The following is a 17,701-nucleotide window of genomic DNA, read 5'->3' on the forward strand; positions in this document are numbered from 1 at the left end:
AAACTCTCAATTCTAAATAATTTGTAATTTTAAGGGTTAATGTTTTGGCAAAGATGAATAAGGCCTTTTCTGTACTCGGGGCGCTGAGGCAGGCGTTTCGCGGCGCCGGCGCGGATGTGCCTGATAATCTCGCGTGGTCCAATGGGCAAAACGTCGTTGTTTCCCGCTCCGGGCTGGCGGCCGCACTGGCCTATAACGCGGATAGTCCGGGTGAACTAACCACCGCCGGCGACAGCCTGTATCTCGGCGCGGAACTCCCGCTGGACCGGCTGCAGCGCTACGCCATTCTGGAAGAAATGGCCAACAGCCCGACGTGCTCCGCTGCGCTGAATATCCACATTGGCCACGCGCTCGCGCCGGACAAAAAAACCGGGCTGGCTTTCTGCATCAAAGCGGTTGATCCGTCCGACAAAGAAGGCGCTGCACGCGCGAAAGAACTGCAGGACGATTTGGGAGCCATGATCAACAAACACCTGCCGTCCCTTGCCATGACCATGGCTATTTTCGGCGTCTCCTACGTGCGGCCATACGCCCGGTCAGGCAAAGGGATAACCAGCCTGGAAAACTCGTATTACTCGCTGCCCTACTTCATCCAGGAGTTTTACAAAGGCGATCAGCTGGTGGGCTTTGGCGGGGATTATGTGCTGTCTCCGGACACGCATACGCGCACGCTCTCTTCCCCATGGTCACTGGTACCCATGAAAAACCCGTACTGGACGCCGACGCGCAACGTGCAGCCGGTGACGGCGGGCATCCGCGGCTATTCGCTGCTGACAGAGGAGGAAAACAAGGAAGTCGCAGAAACACAGAACTACGGCACCAGCTTCCTGGCGCACGCGTATGAACCGTTCCTGAATCTGGTTGGTGCACTGAATGCGCTGAAAGCCACGCGCTATAACGCCGCCAAAATCGACCGTCTGATCGCGCTCACGACCAACTCGCTTGATCCGGTCGTGGGGGCCAACTATACGCGCGCGGTCTCGCAGACGCTCAAGCGCCACGGCGAAGCGCTGCAGAAGAAAGCGGTCAACGGGAACTCCATGCCCACGGTCATGAACCATGTGATTCCGGTGATGGGTGAAGGCAAAAACGGCATTACCATTGATACGCAGTCGATACCGGCAGACATTACGGGAATTGAGGACGTGATGTTTCACCTGCGCCAGCTGTGCGCCGCGTTGGGTATCGACTCAACAATGCTGGGATGGGCTGACCAGATGGCGGGCGGACTCGGGGAAGGTGGCTGGATTCAGACGGCAATTCAGGCGGCATTGCGGGCACAGTGGTTGCGCCAGGCAGCGCAGGAAATGATTTACCGCCTGATTGATATCCACCTGGCATTCAAGTACGGCAAGGTGTACCCGGTCAACGACCGGCCGTATACGGTCCAGTTTAACTCCATGAACACAGCCATTCAGGAAGAGGAAAGCCGTGAACTGGACGCCCGCGCCAATTTTATCACGCTGATGGTGCAGGTCATGGACGCGTTGCAAGCCAACAACAAGCTGGCCGAAAACGACACGTTTATGCGTTACCTGTTCAGCGATCAGCTGAAGATGGATGGTGGAACGTTGGATAAAATGCTCGCAGAATTTACCAAAAGCCGGGACAAGGCGGCCAGCGAGAATGATGACGGCAGCAGCATGATGAACGAGTCTGCGCCGGACAATGATGACCCGGCCAGCTGGACACATGAAGAACTGGTGGCGTTTGCAAAATATGTGACGTCATCTAACGATTGATTTAAGCCCCACCAAGCCCCACCAGTGCATGCTGGTGGGATTTATAGGAACTAAAAATTACCGCTACAGATATCGATATCATTAGCTACAGCCTTGTACATAATTCGGAATGTAGAGTTACAAGGAACAACTTTCATATTATCTAAAAAGTAAGCAGAAACCTCTAAATAATCACCCCCAACTAATATCCTACGTATATTGAACATTATACTGGTAATGAGTTGCATTGAGTTATTTTTGTATTTATCGTGCAATTCAAAAGTCCTAAAGTGAGTTCTAACCCTATCTTTTTCAATTTCTGACCAGTGCTCAGGTGGGTTGGGAAAAAAGTCAAAACTCAGCATATCGTCTACTACTGTGATTGAAGCATCAATCCAATCGGTATTGTAAAACTTGGCATCATCATTATAAGGATAAAGATGAAGATCTGATTCACTATGATATATCGGGTCACCTTTTATCGTGTTGCATGGAGTACATGCAGGAACGAGATTCTTAGGGTTTATTGAAAAGATTGGATACCTAGCCTTTGGCAGGTAATGATCCAATGATGTTGCCTTAATAATGCCACATAGCGCACATACGTTATGCGATGCAGCTCTGAGTAAATCATAAACGAGCCTAGGCTCTTTATTCCCTAGAAGCATATACCTTTCGTATAAACGAACAAAGTCGGCTTTAGAGGCCGCTCCCGCCACGATAACAGGCTCAACCACTGGCTCTACCATTGGTTCACCCTCTGGATTTTCTACTTTCTTCCTGCGAGGCCGACGCTTACGAACTGGAGGTAATAAGGCCTCAAACATATGAAATTGTTTTGGTGTCACCCGCAGGTCAAATAACTTCCATGCTGCGTCAACATCATTAGATATTTCGTTCAGGCGGCCCTGCAATTCCAAATCTGTTTCAGTTATCTCAGACACACATAACAAGTAATACTCAGAGCTTTTAATGTCTGGAGGGAAAACAACCTCTATCATCTTTCCTCTCCTGTTAAGATAATAAATCTTTAATCTTTTTATCTCTTAACAAGACCATGCTTAATAGCACCGCCCTGCCCTCAAACCCTAACTGACCGTCAAACTTGTTTAAAATCATTTCATATGAAAGACCTGTACTTACCTGCTTTTTTAGCAAGTTATGATATCCGGATTTTTCCATTTCAAGTTTAAAAACCTCCTTTGTTATTACACCCACATTTTCGGCAAAAGTTTCGAGTGATGGTCTATAAGAATCTATAAAATCCACATACCGATCAAGAATCCAGCAGCAACTTTTGGGAACTTCCTGCACAACAACAGGCGAGTGGGTTGCTATTATTGCCACTCCATTGCGTTTATATAACAAGTCACTCATTACTCTAATTAATGTTGAAAGCAAGGGAGGGTGCAAATGACTTTCTGGCTCATCAAACAAGACCAGTGATTTCTCTTGGATTTTATCTATAAGCATGCTGAGTGTTATAAAAGCAATTGCATGCCCCGAACTCATTTTTCTTAGCATCCATTTGCACTCATGAATAACTAAATTAGGCTTAATTCTAGCTAAATTTACAACATCAAGATTTTTAAAGTTTTCATCGGACCCCATCTCGTCCATTGCTTCTAACCACAGTTTTTTCTTGAAATTATCTGACAGACATTCATAAACTGAATCCGAGCACTTTGTGAACAATTCTTCCAAATAACCATTTTGAAATATTTTGTTTTCTGTGCTGCCTTTAAGGCCTATATAATGATAGCTGAATCCGTTATCATTACCATCGCTTTGCAAAGTGTTTTTGAAAGGATCGAAAGCACTGAAGGCGATAGAAACCACAGAACTAAAATAACCTTCTCCAAGCCTCCTGCCGAAAGTATCCACAAATACTCCGGAACTACGATCCGCCTCCTTCATTATCGAATCAACCATTCCATTCAAAATGGTAGTTTTCCCTAGACCATTCCTACCAATTAAAGCATGTATATTAGTGGGCGGGAGTGATTCAGCTTCAACAGCAAATTCCAAACTTAACTTAGCATGCTTTTCGGCGTTTCTTTTGAAAGCGAAATAAAAATTTGTTAAAGGGCTGTAGCCCTGCCTAATACGATTCAACTGGTCTTTCAAGGTTTTTAAGTGGACGTTCCTAAGAAGAGACTTTGTAAACACGATTTCTGGCCGTGCTTTAGTTAAGGCGCTTTCTTCAATAAGCACACAGTTTAAGCTCTTCAAAACGTTGTCACCAAAATCCCGACCAAAAGCGTACAGGTTTTGGTAAAAATCAGGACTAGAAGCAATGCTAAAAAAATCATCACCTATTTGCCGGAAAAATTCATCCATTCTAGATAATGTGGTAATGCTTTCATCCTGTCCTACAAAACCTATTTTTATTTGACCAATACTACTTGCTGCGCCGTCCTTTCCAATATATGTAACATCAAATAAAGTCCGGAAAGAGTAATCATTCCAGGTAGAGAAGTTAAGTAAAATCAAGTCCTTATACTTACTATAATCCGCACGAGCTCTCTCAACCACCAAGAACGTTGTCAAAGCAATCTCCTTTTGACTATTTGATAACACTAAAAATATAGAGCACCTAGATCGATGACTGTGAAAATCCAAAACAAACCATCTAACCAATTAAAACTCTTAGCAAAGTAATACTTGCCAGTCATTTGCCATTAAATCATTTACAGATGGAATGTAAAAAAACAAAGCCCCATCTTCATTGACCATAATGCGCTGCACGCTTTCGCAAGAATCAGCGTAAACATGCTTTACTGTTTTGCCCCATTTTTCCCAGCGGCATAACGCATTGGTGTTACTGCATATAATTTGAAGAGCACTGCTGTATTGCATCTCCCCCTCCATTCTGCTGAAGGAAAATGCAGGGTGAGGTGAAGTAATTTTGTCCGGCATGAAATTGGTCCCTGTACGACGTAGAAGCGTCACTACTGGAGGTTCCAATCTCCGGGTGGTGACGTTAACGAGGTTGGAACTACCGGCGTACAAGGAAACCGGCCTACCCGAAGGTAGCCCCGCCAACGCCACCATTGAAACGCCTGGCAAATTCCAGACGTGGTAGCGCCGAAGGCACTGTGTGCCAACCTTGTACGTTCCGGGGTTCCAATCCCGGCCGCTGATTTTGCAGCGACGCGCACACTATATCCCCCGCCCTGATAAATTCAATATTTCTTATGCGAGTTTGCCCACTGGTTAATAGATCCATGCTCCCCTGAAGATTTCCTAACCCCATAAATTACAACCTCCATACCATCCCTTCGCGCCGGCACCCGCCAGCGCTGCCGCCGCTTTGCGGGGCATTGCATCCTGCTTATGAGGAAAACATGAAAGCACTCCGCACAGTCACGGATCGATTTTCACTGATTGATAAGATTCGCCGCTATACACCGCAGAATGACCGCAATTATCTGCTGCGTTCTGTACGCGACACGTTCAGCAGCCCCGAAACGCGGGAGCGCATCCAGCTGGGGGAAATGTTTGGCTACTATGGCCATGGTCGCCGCGCTGCCTACTACGCAAAAACCGGCCGGCTTAACCTGCCAGAATTTGCTGTAGTCATGGTTGATGGCAAACCGGTGACGCTCGAAAACGTACCGTCAAACCGCACGCTCGATGTGAGCGTGGACGATAACGGCGTGGTCACGCACGTTCAGGAAATTCTCGACACTGAACCCGGCAATATCGTTGACGGTATGAATCGCTCCAGCGCCGGCGGCTGGTCATGGGCGACAGGCGGAGACGACAGCGCCATTTCCAAAGTTACCAGCTTTCACGGCTTCGATTATGTGACCAATCCGAACTATATCAGCCTCGATCGTACGGCGCTGATTCTGGAGTCAGCCACCGAGCGCGCTGACGTGATTCACGCCGGGCTGGTGGAAAAGGGGTACACAGAAAATCAGGCCGCTGACCTGATCCAGCACTATGAAGCGATGCGCAGCCAGGCCGCGATGCTGGAATCAGCGGATTCGGCTTCGCTGGAATCCGCACTGTTAATCGAGCACGGTAAGCGGCTGGAGCTGGAGGACAGATTGCGGAACGCTCAAGTGATGCTTGAAAGCGCCGGGAACGTGGCAAAAGCACGCCGCAAAATCATGAAAGAGGCTATTGGCAACATGCCTTTGTTTATCAGCAAAGAGCAGCAAAATGCCCTGTGTCGGATGGAGACGCCGGAGGATGCGCAGATCGTCGCAGCCATGCTGGAATCTATCGGTTCATCGGCAACGGCCACGCTGCCGATTGGCTCGACTCAGCAGCCGCCGCTGCCGCAGACGCGTCAGGCTGTGAACGAGAATCAGACGATTTTTTGGATTAATTCTGGAAAATAAAGGGGATAACGAAAGCGCGCCCTTCACAGGGCGCTGCTTTGTCGGATTCTAAAATACCGGAAAATTCTTACCTGTATTGATCCGTTTAAGGATCACGTTTATCATCCGCGCTCTGACTCAGTTTGGCGACTGACTCAGAACCAAAAAAAAATCGCCTGCTGGAAACAGTCGATTTTTTTACAACTTTCATGTGGTTGCACCCACATCGGCTTTGCGCCGTACAACTTCAAACTTCAAATACTTACAGGAACTTATGGTCACTATGAAACAGGGATGGCATCCATGAATCAAGCGTTAAGCCCCATTATTACTTCAACATCGTATGCCACTGTGAGCCAGGGACGGAATCCGTGAATCAAGCAACAAACGGCCGCAAAGCAGCAGCCAGAATAGTAGCTAAAAACACCGATCCGGGCAACACTTTTCCCGTAGGTAGCTCAAATAATGACCTAAAATCAGTGCGTATAACTGGCTTTGATCTTGAGCGCATCATAGAGCTCTCTCCACTGCCTAAGCGCATGACTCGCATACTGAAATTCGCCTGCAACCTGGCGGGTTCCACCTCTAAATTCGTCATCATGAAGTCACTCAGCAACCTGGCTGAAGAAGCAGGCTGCAGTGTGTCTACCGTTCAGCGCGCTTATCGCCTTGCTGAGCACCTGGGCATCCTGACGCGCGAAATACAGTACGACAAATTCAACAGGAACAAATGCGCCCCGAGTAAATACACGTTTACCGGCAAAGCGCTGGCATTTGTCCGGGCCAGCATTGCCGATCTTCAGGCTGCAAATCTGAAGGTGTCAGGCCGTCAGAAAAACGTGCGGAGCGTCATTGCTAAAGCCTTCATAAAGTTCAATTTTATCCACAACACCCCTAGTCAAAAAGACTGCCTCCCCCCTGGTCAAAATGACCGGGAAGAAGTAATAACTGATCCGAGAAAAAGAGAAACACTAAACGGGCAGCCAGAAATTTCAGGTTTGAATGAATCCACGGCTCAGCCACCAGCGCCAGCCCGTGAGAAGCATTTCATCCAGGATTCACAGAATGATCTGGCCGCTGCAGCAGCGGCTGCAGACAAAGAACGTCGCGCAGAGACATTTGAGCGTAACGGTTCATTGCTGCATCGCCTGTTTAACACGGGACGCCTGAAAAGCCGGTTTAATTCGGCCAATGGCAGGAAGCAGAACGGCCGCCGCACAGGCGCACTGCCTGGCGACGGCATCAGTCACGATTACGCTATTCCGGAAGGGTTTCGCGGGGCTTAATCGGTAACGGTACCTCCTGCGTTCCGGTAGGCATTCAGCAGCGTTTCAATGGGATGCGTTTTCTGCCCATATGGCGATCCGGTCAGTGATGCCCATACATCGTTGGTTTTGGCGATAGCCGCTTTGATACGCCCAGCGATAACGTCTGCGTACGCGCCCTGCTCTTTTAGCAGCTGATCAAGCAACCGCTCCTGTGACGCCGGGCTGAAATCGGGCAGCTTCAGCTGCGCTTTGTAGACGGGCCAGTATTTGAAAAGCTGCTGGTAGCGTCCGGAGGCGGTAGAAAGCAGCCCCTGCTTATTGAGCGTTTTGGCCTTGCGGTGGGCAAACGGGTGATCGCTGAAGTCGGTGAAGATTTCACCCTGCTTCTCCCCCATGCCGGTAACGATGACGTCATAGCCATTCATACGCGTCAGTGGATGAGTGCTGGTGCCTTCTGAAAAGGCCAGCATGTCGCCAAAGGCTTTACGGTTTGCGGATTGATCCATGGTGGTTGTCACTCTTTCGTTGATGAAAGGCGGCAATGTATGGAGTTTGTAATTTCCGGTGGGATTAGGCCGCACAAGGCGGCCGAGCATGTCTGGTTTACTGCCCCGCGGCGCGCGGATGATCAGCGGATTCAAACATGGAGAAACTGAGGCCTTTCCCCTCGCCATACTCCTCTTCAATCTCGCCTGAAACGGCTGTAAGCACGTCGGTTAGCGAAAGCTCGCCGCCGCCGAACATATCCCCCAGCGCCTGCTGCTGGTGCAACAGTTCGTCGTTAATTTTCTGCGCCATCTTTTTGAATGCAGCCCCGATCCGTTTGGCGCTGCGGTTGTTGGCGACGATAAACAGCGCCAGGGCTTCAGCCTCTTTGCTGGTTTCTTCAAACAGCCCTTGCTGCGCCAGCACTTCCTGTATCGCCTGCCCGGAGTCTTTCGCCTGGCGCACCAGTTTGATTGCGTCCTGCAGCGCGGCGATAGCCTGCTGATCCAGCCCGTTGACCGACTGCACGCCGTCCACCAGGCCGGTGACAGCCTGGCGGTGCACATCGCCGGAAAGCGACTGCATCTGCGCAAATTCGCTGGCGGCCGTGTTGAGTGCAGTCAGGATGTTACGCATATCCGGGTCCGGCTCTTCGGACACCATTTTTACCAGTCGCTCGTCCTTATAAGCGCGGGCAAAGATCGCATTCTGGATACGGTCGATCAGCTGCTTCGTCGGGCGCCCGTCATCGGTCAGCAGGCCGGCGGTAGCCGTGTCGCCAATCTCTTTCATGAACGCCCGTATAAAGCCGTCATTGGTGCGCGCCAGCAGGTTGCCATCATCAGAAGGATTGAAGATGGCCATCAGGCGCTCGTCGAGCATTTCGGCGTCCACAAATGCCTTTTCGCTGGCCGCCATTTCCTGCAGATCGGAGAGGTTGGAATCCTTCGCAAACTGCGCGCGGTCTACGTCTGTCAGGCGCTCGCGCACCAGCACGGGCATTTCCATCTGCGCGATATCGGATGCCTTCAGACCGTAGTCTTTTGCGTGATCAATCAGGTACTGGCGGTATTCATCCGCCTGTCCCTGCTCGTATGCGCGCGTGATACCCATAGAGCGGCCATTGCCGGATTCCACCACGTTGTCTGCGCCCACGATTGGCGCGCCGTGGCTGCTCATTCCGGAGTCGGTCAGCTTCGCCGGCCGGAGGTTGCCCGCAATTTTGGACACCTGCACTTTACTGGTCAGGCGCGTGCGATCGCGCGGCTGCAGCTCCGCCGGGAACGCCGGATTAATGGTACCGTCGAGGTTGTTGGAGATAATCAGGTGGCGTGCATCCACTACCTTAAAGGCAGTTTTCACTTCCTGGCCTTTTCCCGTCACCACGTAAGAAGATCGTCCCGTTGTGGTTTCCGCTTTTCGCAGTGAGCCCACAAGCCCAATCAGCGCAAAGATGCTGCCGGCGTCGCCCAGCAGGCTTTTAAGTTTCTCGTTAAGCATTGTCTGTCCGGTAACAAAAAGCCCCGCCGAAACGGGGCCGAATATTAGGCAGCGAGGCCGCTGGCAGCTATCCAGCTGGCGGTCTGCTCTTTGGCATCATCCAGCTGCAGGTAAACACCGATGTAGTCACTTACCTGGCGGAGCGTTTCGACAAAATCCAGCTGCGCCTGATGCGTGAACTTCCCGGCCAGAAAATCGCGGACCACTTCCGGAACGGGCTGATCTTCCTGCACCGGCTCCGGATGGGTTTCCTGCTGCGGCTGTGGGTCTGGTACCAGTTCGGGTGCCGGCATTGGTTCGCTGGTGGCAGGTGCGGGCGCAGCGCCATACCCCAGCTGGAGCATGATCGCCTCCATCTGGTCATTGAGATCCAGAAGGTCCAGCCCCTTAACCGTCGGGGCTTTGATAATGAGCTCGTCCAGCTGATCGGCTAAATCCAGCTTCTGCAGGGCGCTTAACGTCATGCCGCCACTCCCTTACGTTGAACGGCCACCAGCAGATCGCTAAGGTGCTGCACGGCAGCATTCACCAGCGCTTCGTTTTCGTCAAACACGCCTGCCGCTGTGAGCGCTGCTATAGCTTCGCGCACCTGATTACGGCCAGCACGGATCACGTCCATGTCGTCGGTATCCAGTGTGCTCAGCCCCTGCAGGTAGTTGATAGCCTTCTGCGCTTCGGTATCAGCTTCTGGCTCTGGCTCTGGTTCCGGGGCAGGTTCAGGTTGTGGCGCTGGCTGAGGCTCTGGCTCCGGCTGAGGCGCTGGCTCTGGACTGATCAGCTCTTCAGTCAGTGGGATTCGCTTACCGGTAATCATGGCGGCGTTAACTGCTGCCAGATAGTCAGGGCTTTGATTTGCCTCCACGTAATCAGCAGCCATTTTCATCTGCTCACTGTCGTAACCCAGCGCTTCAGCCCAGGCATTCACCAAATCAGACGACCAGCCAACGAGATCGCCCAGGCGCTTCGCGGCAATCCAGAATGGGTCTGTGGTTTCACGATCATCAGTCATATCGGTCTCTTCCTGTTTTTCTTCGCCTGCGGCCAGGTGCTGCAGCGCCGCTTTGATAGCGCTCGTGAAATAGGCTTCGTCTCCCCCTTCCGGGTACGCAACGCCGGTCAGCTGTTTACGCGCCACCATGCGCACCTGTTTGGTGTAGGTATCCGGATCTTCCTCTGACATTTCCAGATACTGCGCGGCGTAGCCGGCCATTTCTTTCGCCACGGTCGCGGCAAGGCTATCCAAATCAGCGTGCGTCGGGATCAGCTTCAGCTCAAAGTCGGCAACCTCTTTGTCGGTCAGCGGGCGGTCATAGGAAATGATGCCGTTGCGGGCAACGCCGCTGTACGGCTCACCCGCTGCGGGCTGATCTGCCACTGAGGTAAAGCCAGGCGGTACCGCGCCGATCCCAGCCGGTCGGTTCACCAGCGCATAGCGCCATACGGCCGCCGGCGTGACCGGCTCCGGCTCTGGCTCTGGCTGCTGTTCTGGTTGAGGGTCTGGCTGTGGTTCGGGCTCTGGCACTGGCGCCGGGGCTGGCTCAGCAGCAACGCGGTATTTCTCCGCTTCGCTGGTGCGGTAGGCTTTAAGCAATTTGGTTGCCGCTTTACCCATATCCGCGCCCTGGCTGGTTTTGGAGAGCATTTCATAGGTAGTGCCGTCGGTTTCGGTGATGATCACTTTGCCTTCCAGCTCGCCGCTCTGGTCATAAGTCTGGTAGCGCACCGTCGCGCCATTGCTCAGCGTAGCCTTCCCGTCGATGTTCATACGCGCCTTTACCTGAATGGTGCGGTCGCTGAAGGTGTCCGTATTTTCCGGCTCGTTGGCTTTTGCCTGCTGCAGTGCGGCCAGCTGCCCGGAGAGATCAGCATTCAGCTGGCGCTGGCTGGCCAGCTTGCCGCGCAGTGCCTGTTCATTGCTTTGCTGAAGATGCACGCGCTGAGTCTGCGTATCTACCTGCTCCAGCAGCGCTGACTGCTGCTCTGCCAGCTGATCGGCCTCAGCCTGCACCGTCTCCACTTCGGCGCGCAGCTTCGCCTGTGCGTCCTTTTGCTTAACGAATTTGCCGCTGTTCTTCTCGATCAGATTGGAAAGCGCCTGCGTCACCTGCTGCAGCGATACGTCGCGGCCGCCAATCGGCGCAACGATGTGTGTAACGTCGCGTTTGTTGATCAGGAACTGAAAGGCCACCAGCGTATCCTGATTGCTGATTTTGCCGCCGTCTGCCGTCGGTGAATGGAACACCAGCGACACGGATTGCCCGTCTGACAGTGGGATTTGCGCGCTCATAACCGGTATGTTGGCCACGCGGCGTACTTTGCCGATAATCGCGCCGCCCACGGTTTTCTGCCCGGTGCTGTCTGTGCCGGCATCGTCCGTGCCAGCGCTTATGTTCGTACCGTTCAGGCCGCGGTTCAGCGCTTTCACAAATGCCCGCATAGTTGCCGCCAGGCGCATGCGCTCAGTGCTGATGGCCTCAAACATCGCTCCCGGAACAACGCATTCTTCGCCCAGGTAGGTGTGATCGATATCCTCAATAGAGGCGCTTTCCAGCATCATATCTGCGCTGCTGCCGGTCATCAGGCTGTCATAGATCGCCTGCGTCAGCACAGCGCCCGGTGTGCGGCTGCTGAAATCAACCACTGTCCGATTTTGTAAAATACCGTTCATTATTCGGCCCCTTCTAATTGAGCGATCTGCTCCTTTAGCTGGCGGGTTAACGCCTGCTCCTGGTTAAGCTCGGTCTGCACGTTTTCCGCATTCTTCTGTGCGGTGTCCGCATCGCGTGTCAGCTGGTCTACCTTCGCCTTTGTCTCCGCGATCCCCGATTTGTATGAGTCACGCCGCTGCTGCACCTCAGCCAGCAGCTGCACAGACGATTTCACCCCGCGCTTTGGCTGCGCAGCGTCGTCTTTGCCGGCAACGGCGCGGGCCATCTTGCGCGCCAGCGCCTTCTGAAATGCCGTTGAGCCTTGTTTGAAGAGCGCGGCAAGCGTGCGGCCGAGATCGTCCATGCTGGTTACATGGGTGAAAGGTACGTTTTTGCCGTTCAGCTTCAGGCCGGAAATATCACCGCTGTCGTTGACCTGTACGGTCATTACCTGCTCGTCCATCCCGGTGAGGCTGAAGGTTTTGGTGGGCACACCATCTTTTTTGCGCGCCGCGCCGGCGGCGGTGATTTTGGCAATCTCATAGCCGTTTTTGACGATCGCCTTTTTCAGCTTTGCCAGGCCTTTCTCATTGAGATCGTCAAAGCTCAGCAGCACGTAATTTTTAGGACTCGACACGGAAAGCCCCCTGCTCTGATTTGATCAGCTGATACTTTTTCGAGACGGTTTCCTGCAGCGGGAAGATGCGGTAAAGCGGGTTCAGCCGGCTGTTACCGTGTGTCACGCGCACCGTCAGTTCCCAGGTGCCCGGTTCAAGATAACGCGTGTCGATTAACAGAAATTCTTCGCTCACGCCTTTGGGGGAAAGGTCCAGCGTGCGCTGCTTGCCGGAAATAACCACCGTCGGATCGTTGCTGTCGCGGAGCCAGTATTCAATTTTGGCTCCTGTCAGCTTGCCCGCGCAGGTAATGTCGAACTTCACCGGGAATGCCAGCGCGTTATCCCGCACCGTCGCTTCGCCGCACCCCAGGAGGGTGACTTTCTTACGGGCTAAAACGCTGCGATCTACCACCATCGCTGCCGCCATACCCGCAATAAACAGATCCTGGTAATCAATCATTGGCCGGAGCCTCCTTTTGACCCAAAGACGCCGTTTATTGCCGCTATGAGTCGTTCTTTAAACACAGTTGAAATTTCACGCCAGTTGTTGCTTGCAACCAACACGGCGAGGTAAACCACGATTTCATCCAGCCCCTGCTGCCGCGCAAAGAAATAGGCCGTCAGGCCGGTAATCAGTGCCAGGACCAGCTCAGTAACAAAGTTGAATACGGACGCCTTGATCCGGTACTCGCGCACTCCCTGCAGGAAAACGCCTGTGCCACTTAACAGAGACAGGAGAAGCGAAACCGCGAGCATTTTTTCTACATCGGTCACATACCCCCCTTTAACACCTGGTTGTCAGGTGGAGAGAGGGTAAGGAGTCTGTAATTTAGAGAGGTACAGAAAAACAGCGCCCGAAAGCGCTGTATTTTGAGGAAGAGTCAGGGGGTTGCGGGCGGTGAAGGCCAGGGCACGTCCGGAGCGCTACTGATATCGGTCGCTTTCAGCTGGCGGATATAGGCCATCCACTCCACCAGCTGCGCCTTATCGTCATCCGGAATAGTGCCCAGCGCCAGCTCGGCCTGCCAGTCGCTGATCTGAGCGCGCGCTTTGGACAGCAGCGAACTTCTGGTGCGCTCAGCCATTTCCTGCAGCTCAGCGGCAGAGTGCTCATGCGCCACCACCTTGCCATTGCGGTAAACCCAGTCGCCCAGCGTATCCAGGCCTTCGGGAACACCGGCGGCGTCCACCTCAGCCACGCTGCAGTTGATTGGCCACAATTTGGAAGCGTCCCTGTCGAAACTGACCACCCGGCCCGTTTCGTCATAAACAATCTTCATGGTGTCTGGCGAATAAAGTTTTTGCGACTCGTACCAATCCTGGCCGCTCTGGCATCGAACGAACATGACATTCATTTCGGTAAGCGTCTTTAATTTGGCCGCCAGCTCTTTTTCTTCCTCAGTGGAGGAATCAGTAATTACCGGTACATCCGGCGTATAAATTTTAAATGGACCAAAATTTAACATATTCATCCTTATGAAAAGCCTGCTGTGTACCAGTTGCCGCTGATGCAATATTGCAGGCATCGCGCGCAAACTGTGTCGATGTATTCATCTCTGTTGTTGTTTTTAACCGCGGTAATGACGTAGCCGCTTTCCTCATAAACACCCGAATCTTTCCAGGCCCAGATCTCTTTAAAACCAGCAAATCTGACGCCTGTTACAAATCGGCCCGCCAAAAAGTTATTAAGATATCCGCCCCATACAGAGCCATAAACGTTGCCGTCAGGTAAAAATTGCGCGCCCTGACATAAGACCAGACTATCTGATACGAGGTTGCCAACAACATGTAGCTGGTGTTCAATCGTAACGTTGCCATTGCCGGCATTGAACGCAAAAGGACGTAAAGTATTCCATGTACCGTCTGGATCGTTATCGTTGGTCACTAACAAGTAATAATTGGAGCCATCAAAACGGTGGAACACACTTTTCGTATTATTAATTCTGATACGGAAAGCATTAGCATCCTCGCTTACAACCGGCCCATATACTCGCATATTGTTTGGGGTGAAACGCGTCGTTAAAACGTTATTAGCATAAACATCGAGCACGCCGTCATTAGGGCAAATAAAACCTGAATCAGAATCCCCTATATTGAAAGAAGCACTGGTGCCTGCAAAATTGCCAGTGCCAATATTACCAATGCCCATATGTGCTGTTGTAAACAACGTGCCTCTTATATAAACGGCATCATCGAAATGCGCGTCTTTTTCAACTACAAGCTGCCCTTGAACATCCGTTGTTGCCCTAATATTGAGATGCCCGGCCTGAATGTACATTTGCGCCTGGCCGTTCGTTGTAGCATCCGTGGTATCAACCAAAATGCGCGCGTCATAATCATTCAGTTGTGCCGTTGAGGAATTAAAATCGATATACGGAGTAGCCGAAATAAGACTTACCTGGCCTTTAACCTCCATATCTTTAACCCTGAGCAAGTCACTAATCTCTGCTGAACCTCTTACAGACAGCGCCATGTAACTATCAGGGAGGGTTGTATCGACCCCACCGATAATTGTCTGGCCACGCAGATAGTTTGGCGCATTGCCCTGCATGTAGAGGTTCCAGCGGTTGACGTTAGTACGCACCATCTGGCGCCCGTCAAAACCATACACACTCTTCATGCTTTCGCTCGATTTATCGATAGACCGGAACGAGGAAAGAATATCAATGGTTGTGGTGTTATTGACGATATTACTGTTTGCCCAAAACTCCACAACATCAGCAACTTTCTGTGTGGTTTTACCGTCGCCGTAGGTCATTTCGCTGCCCCAGGCAATAGCGCGATCGGTAGCGTCAGCACCAATGTTGGAGTAGGTCATGGCGGCAATCTGTGTTTTGCCCGTCATGTTGCCGTTTCCAGCCAGCGGGTTGCCTATCGTCAGCTGGCGCGCCGGGCTGATAGTGCCCGCCCCAAGAGACAGATGCCCCGCTTCATGGAAAGCAGCGCCATAGCTGTGCCACGTCGCACCATTGTCCCGGTAATCCGCTTCCAGAAGCAGATAACTGCCCTGCGTCCGCCAGCGGAAGGACGTGGTGTTTTCGGTGCGATCAACAAAGGAAACGGATGGCGCAAAGCTGCTCACGGTAAGTCCCTGACTGCCGTCTGTGCTGCTACCAGTGACTACGAGCGCGGCGTTCGTCAGATCGCCAATCGCCGTTGCTCCCTTCGCCAGTACATTAACGGGACCGGTAAAGTCAGCGCCGCCGCTCACGGTGAGGTTGCCGCCCACACTCACGTTATTGCGGAACTTCATTGTGGAAACGTTGGTTTCGCCCGTGCCGTCGCCGGCAAGTGTCAGCCACGTATTCGGAATGGAGTTGCCCCAGGTGACGGTATCATTGCCGTCAGTGGTCTGGCCAAGATACCAGTGCAGGGTATCGTCACTTTTACGCCCGCGAAGGTAATAGGCCTTGTCTTTGGTTTTGGGTTTGATCTGCAGCGTGATCGTATCGGAAACAAAGCGGCCAGCACCGTCTGACACAAGGCCACCGGTAAGTTTGAGGCCGCCAGAGCCCTGGAATGACACTGATCCATCGCCGCCGTCCAGCCAGAAACGCGCAGCAATCGAGCCGTCTGCCGCGCGGGCCGCCAGCGCAGTGCTGCCGCCGCCGTGTGGCATGCTGCTGACTGTCAGGCCACCCAGCACCCTGCCCGCCAATGCATTATCCGTCTCTGAAGCCAGACGGGCATCCACGTTCATGATGATTGTTTCGCTGGCCGGCGCCGCGCCGGCGTGCTGATCGCTGCGCACAAATACCATGTCAGCCGGGCTGGCTTCATCATGGATAATTCCCACGCGCTCCCCGGCGGTGATTTGCGATCCAACGTGCAGGTTTTCGGACAGCGTTAGGGTTTCTGTGTTGATATGCGTCAGCGCATTTGTGCGGCTGATATCGCTGTTATCGCCAGCTTTCGCGGCCCCAAGATTTAACAGGTCGCCCAGCGTCATGCTGGCGCTGTCCATCACTTTGCGCCAGCCGTTACTGTCCGCGCCAGCCGTAAGCCCGGTCCATGCCCATGTGCCCGGACCACCTCCGGCCGCACGCAGATACATGACCCCGCCCTGCGCCACCAGCAGCTGCACCAGCGACGTACCGCCGTTGTACCAGCGCCGCATGTTGAATAACTGCCCGGCCAGCGCCTTATTCCCGAGCTCAAGCGGCCCATCGGTAAAGGTGCCGTTCAGCGTCCAGAAGGCGTTTCGCTCTGTAACAGTTGAATCAGCCAGCAGGGTGATACTGCCCGCCAGAACATACGACGGCGCGCCCAGGCCAAATGCTCCCACGGCCATCAGTGCACCCGGCGTCATATCGATGGCGGATACCTGTTTATCTGCCTCTGCAGCGGTGCCGAGACCGAAATTTTTCCGGGCCGCCGGCAGGTCCGGTAGATCCGCCAGATTTTCGGATGCAACCAGCTGTTTCTCGTTGCTCACCTGATCCAGTTCGAGGTTTCTGCGAAACGCTTCCTTGTCCTGAATGTCTGCGCCATTCTCAGAAATGACCATCTTTTTGTCGATCAAGGCCTTCAGGATTTTCAGCCCCTTCAGGTTGGCCGCAATCAGCTCGTCGTCGCTGGTGAAAATCGAATCCAGCGTGATACCTACCTGCCGGTTTACCCGAAAACGGGTATCAATCATCGGCTCCGTTACCTGCGTCGCGCCGGTTGGCACGAGTACGCGGCAGAGCTCCAGCTGGTTCGGTGCCAACGCCACAGACAGATCCTGCGCAAATACGCTAGCGGCTTTAACCTGAGACGTCCGATCAACCTGGTCTGTGCGGATGCCAATTTTGTAATTCGCCTCCAGCACAATGCGGGTGGTTTTCCCGGCTTCTACGGCGAGAGTCAGATCAGCCAGGTGCTGCACTGTAACCTGATGCGCATTTACGTCTATGGACGCTGCGCCCTGCCCGCCCTCAGCCTCCTTTGAGGTGACGACGACATTCAGGCCGGCGCCCGGTACCGGCGAAAAGCCCAGGTAAAAGCCCGGCAGTACGACGCCTTTCAATTTGCGGTTTAGCGCAGAACTGGTGTACGCCTCCAGGTACTGCATATCGGCGGACAGTGGTGCTGTGCCATATGGAATACCGGACATAACGCCGATATCAGTGATTTCGTTATCGCTCAT

General features: G+C 52.9%; 15 protein-coding genes and 1 pseudogene. 3 read left to right on the top strand and 13 right to left on the bottom strand.

The genetic code is table 11. The features are described from left to right. Positions 1-53: 53 nt before the first annotated feature. A complete protein-coding gene (locus Q9R34_RS19385) occupies positions 54-1,742 on the top strand; it encodes a phage portal protein (RefSeq protein ID WP_485895926.1) in 1,689 nt (562 codons plus the stop codon). 50 nt (positions 1,743-1,792) lie between these two features. Here the strand turns inward: Q9R34_RS19385 and Q9R34_RS19390 are convergent, their stop codons facing one another. From Q9R34_RS19390 to Q9R34_RS19405, 4 genes and pseudogenes are all read right to left on the bottom strand, one after another. After that, positions 1,793-2,722, bottom strand: a complete 930-nt coding sequence (locus tag Q9R34_RS19390) for an HNH endonuclease (protein WP_485895854.1) — start codon at positions 2,720-2,722, stop codon at positions 1,793-1,795. Between the two features lie 13 nt (positions 2,723-2,735). Continuing rightward, on the bottom strand, positions 2,736-4,271 hold the full coding sequence (locus Q9R34_RS19395) for an AAA family ATPase (RefSeq protein ID WP_485895856.1): 1,536 nt from the start codon (positions 4,269-4,271) through the stop codon (positions 2,736-2,738). A 99-nt stretch (positions 4,272-4,370) separates the two neighbouring features. Continuing rightward, complete coding sequence (locus tag Q9R34_RS19400; protein WP_485895928.1) at positions 4,371-4,640, bottom strand: Thoeris anti-defense Tad2 family protein; 270 nt, start codon at positions 4,638-4,640, stop codon at positions 4,371-4,373. Positions 4,641-4,703: 63 nt separating this feature from the next. Continuing rightward, positions 4,704-4,775, bottom strand: a pseudogene (locus Q9R34_RS19405) (hypothetical protein); the annotation flags it as partial. Positions 4,776-5,068: 293 nt separating this feature from the next. Between Q9R34_RS19405 and Q9R34_RS19410 the strand changes: the two are divergent. Together Q9R34_RS19410 and Q9R34_RS19415 are read left to right on the top strand one after the other, a co-directional pair. Next, positions 5,069-6,073, top strand: a complete 1,005-nt coding sequence (locus tag Q9R34_RS19410; protein WP_485895858.1) for a head processing protein — start codon at positions 5,069-5,071, stop codon at positions 6,071-6,073. 350 nt (positions 6,074-6,423) lie between these two features. Beyond that, positions 6,424-7,338 (top strand): hypothetical protein, encoded by a 915-nt coding sequence (locus tag Q9R34_RS19415; protein ID WP_485895860.1) that lies wholly within the window; start codon positions 6,424-6,426, stop codon positions 7,336-7,338. Here Q9R34_RS19415 and Q9R34_RS19420 read toward each other — a convergent pair. The 9 genes from Q9R34_RS19420 to Q9R34_RS19460 form a co-directional block, all read right to left on the bottom strand. Continuing rightward, positions 7,335-7,826: a glycoside hydrolase family 24 protein gene (locus tag Q9R34_RS19420; protein WP_485895862.1), complete on the bottom strand. Its 492-nt coding sequence runs from the start codon at positions 7,824-7,826 to the stop codon at positions 7,335-7,337. The genes Q9R34_RS19415 and Q9R34_RS19420 overlap by 4 nt on opposite strands. 97 nt (positions 7,827-7,923) lie before the next feature. After that, positions 7,924-9,306 carry a hypothetical protein gene (locus Q9R34_RS19425; protein WP_485895864.1) on the bottom strand — a complete coding sequence of 461 codons (1,383 nt, stop codon included), beginning with the start codon at positions 9,304-9,306 and terminating at the stop codon, positions 7,924-7,926. Between the two features lie 44 nt (positions 9,307-9,350). After that, positions 9,351-9,770, bottom strand: a complete 420-nt coding sequence (locus Q9R34_RS19430) for a ddrA (RefSeq protein WP_485895866.1) — start codon at positions 9,768-9,770, stop codon at positions 9,351-9,353. Continuing rightward, positions 9,767-11,974, bottom strand: coding sequence for an antirestriction phage head protein DarA (darA, locus tag Q9R34_RS19435; protein ID WP_485895868.1), 2,208 nt, complete (start codon positions 11,972-11,974; stop codon positions 9,767-9,769). Before darA ends, Q9R34_RS19430 begins: the two co-directional genes overlap by 4 nt. Beyond that, positions 11,974-12,591: a defense against restriction DarA-related protein gene (locus Q9R34_RS19440; RefSeq protein ID WP_485895870.1), complete on the bottom strand. Its 618-nt coding sequence runs from the start codon at positions 12,589-12,591 to the stop codon at positions 11,974-11,976. Before Q9R34_RS19440 ends, darA begins: the two co-directional genes overlap by 1 nt. Beyond that, positions 12,578-13,033, bottom strand: a complete 456-nt coding sequence (locus Q9R34_RS19445) for a lysis protein (protein ID WP_485895872.1) — start codon at positions 13,031-13,033, stop codon at positions 12,578-12,580. The genes Q9R34_RS19440 and Q9R34_RS19445 overlap by 14 nt, the downstream gene beginning before the upstream one ends. Continuing rightward, positions 13,030-13,347, bottom strand: coding sequence for a holin (locus Q9R34_RS19450; protein ID WP_485895874.1), 318 nt, complete (start codon positions 13,345-13,347; stop codon positions 13,030-13,032). Before Q9R34_RS19450 ends, Q9R34_RS19445 begins: the two co-directional genes overlap by 4 nt. A 107-nt stretch (positions 13,348-13,454) precedes the next feature. Then, positions 13,455-14,039 carry a tail fiber assembly protein gene (locus Q9R34_RS19455; protein WP_485895876.1) on the bottom strand — a complete coding sequence of 195 codons (585 nt, stop codon included), beginning with the start codon at positions 14,037-14,039 and terminating at the stop codon, positions 13,455-13,457. Positions 14,040-14,047: 8 nt separating this feature from the next. Further along, a complete protein-coding gene (locus Q9R34_RS19460) occupies positions 14,048-17,701 on the bottom strand; it encodes a phage tail fiber protein (RefSeq protein WP_485895878.1) in 3,654 nt (1,217 codons plus the stop codon).

The sequence above is a fragment of the Enterobacter sp. BRE11 genome (assembly GCF_031844285.1).
Classification (GTDB): domain Bacteria; phylum Pseudomonadota; class Gammaproteobacteria; order Enterobacterales; family Enterobacteriaceae; genus Pantoea.

Bases quoted from the DNA above. Each gene is read 5' to 3' on its own strand.
- Q9R34_RS19385 (WP_485895926.1), top strand. From the start codon at position 54: ATGAATAAGGCCTTTTCTGTACTCGGGGCGCTGAGGCAGGCGTTTCGC.
- Q9R34_RS19390 (WP_485895854.1), bottom strand. From the start codon at position 2,722: ATGATAGAGGTTGTTTTCCCTCCAGACATTAAAAGCTCTGAGTATTAC.
- Q9R34_RS19400 (WP_485895928.1), bottom strand. From the start codon at position 4,640: ATGCCGGACAAAATTACTTCACCTCACCCTGCATTTTCCTTCAGCAGA.
- Q9R34_RS19410 (WP_485895858.1), top strand. From the start codon at position 5,069: ATGAAAGCACTCCGCACAGTCACGGATCGATTTTCACTGATTGATAAG.
- Q9R34_RS19420 (WP_485895862.1), bottom strand. From the start codon at position 7,826: ATGGATCAATCCGCAAACCGTAAAGCCTTTGGCGACATGCTGGCCTTT.
- Q9R34_RS19425 (WP_485895864.1), bottom strand. From the start codon at position 9,306: ATGCTTAACGAGAAACTTAAAAGCCTGCTGGGCGACGCCGGCAGCATC.
- Q9R34_RS19430 (WP_485895866.1), bottom strand. From the start codon at position 9,770: ATGACGTTAAGCGCCCTGCAGAAGCTGGATTTAGCCGATCAGCTGGAC.
- darA (WP_485895868.1), bottom strand. From the start codon at position 11,974: ATGAACGGTATTTTACAAAATCGGACAGTGGTTGATTTCAGCAGCCGC.
- Q9R34_RS19445 (WP_485895872.1), bottom strand. From the start codon at position 13,033: ATGATTGATTACCAGGATCTGTTTATTGCGGGTATGGCGGCAGCGATG.
- Q9R34_RS19455 (WP_485895876.1), bottom strand. From the start codon at position 14,039: ATGTTAAATTTTGGTCCATTTAAAATTTATACGCCGGATGTACCGGTA.
- Q9R34_RS19460 (WP_485895878.1), bottom strand. From the start codon at position 17,701: ATGAGCGATAACGAAATCACTGATATCGGCGTTATGTCCGGTATTCCA.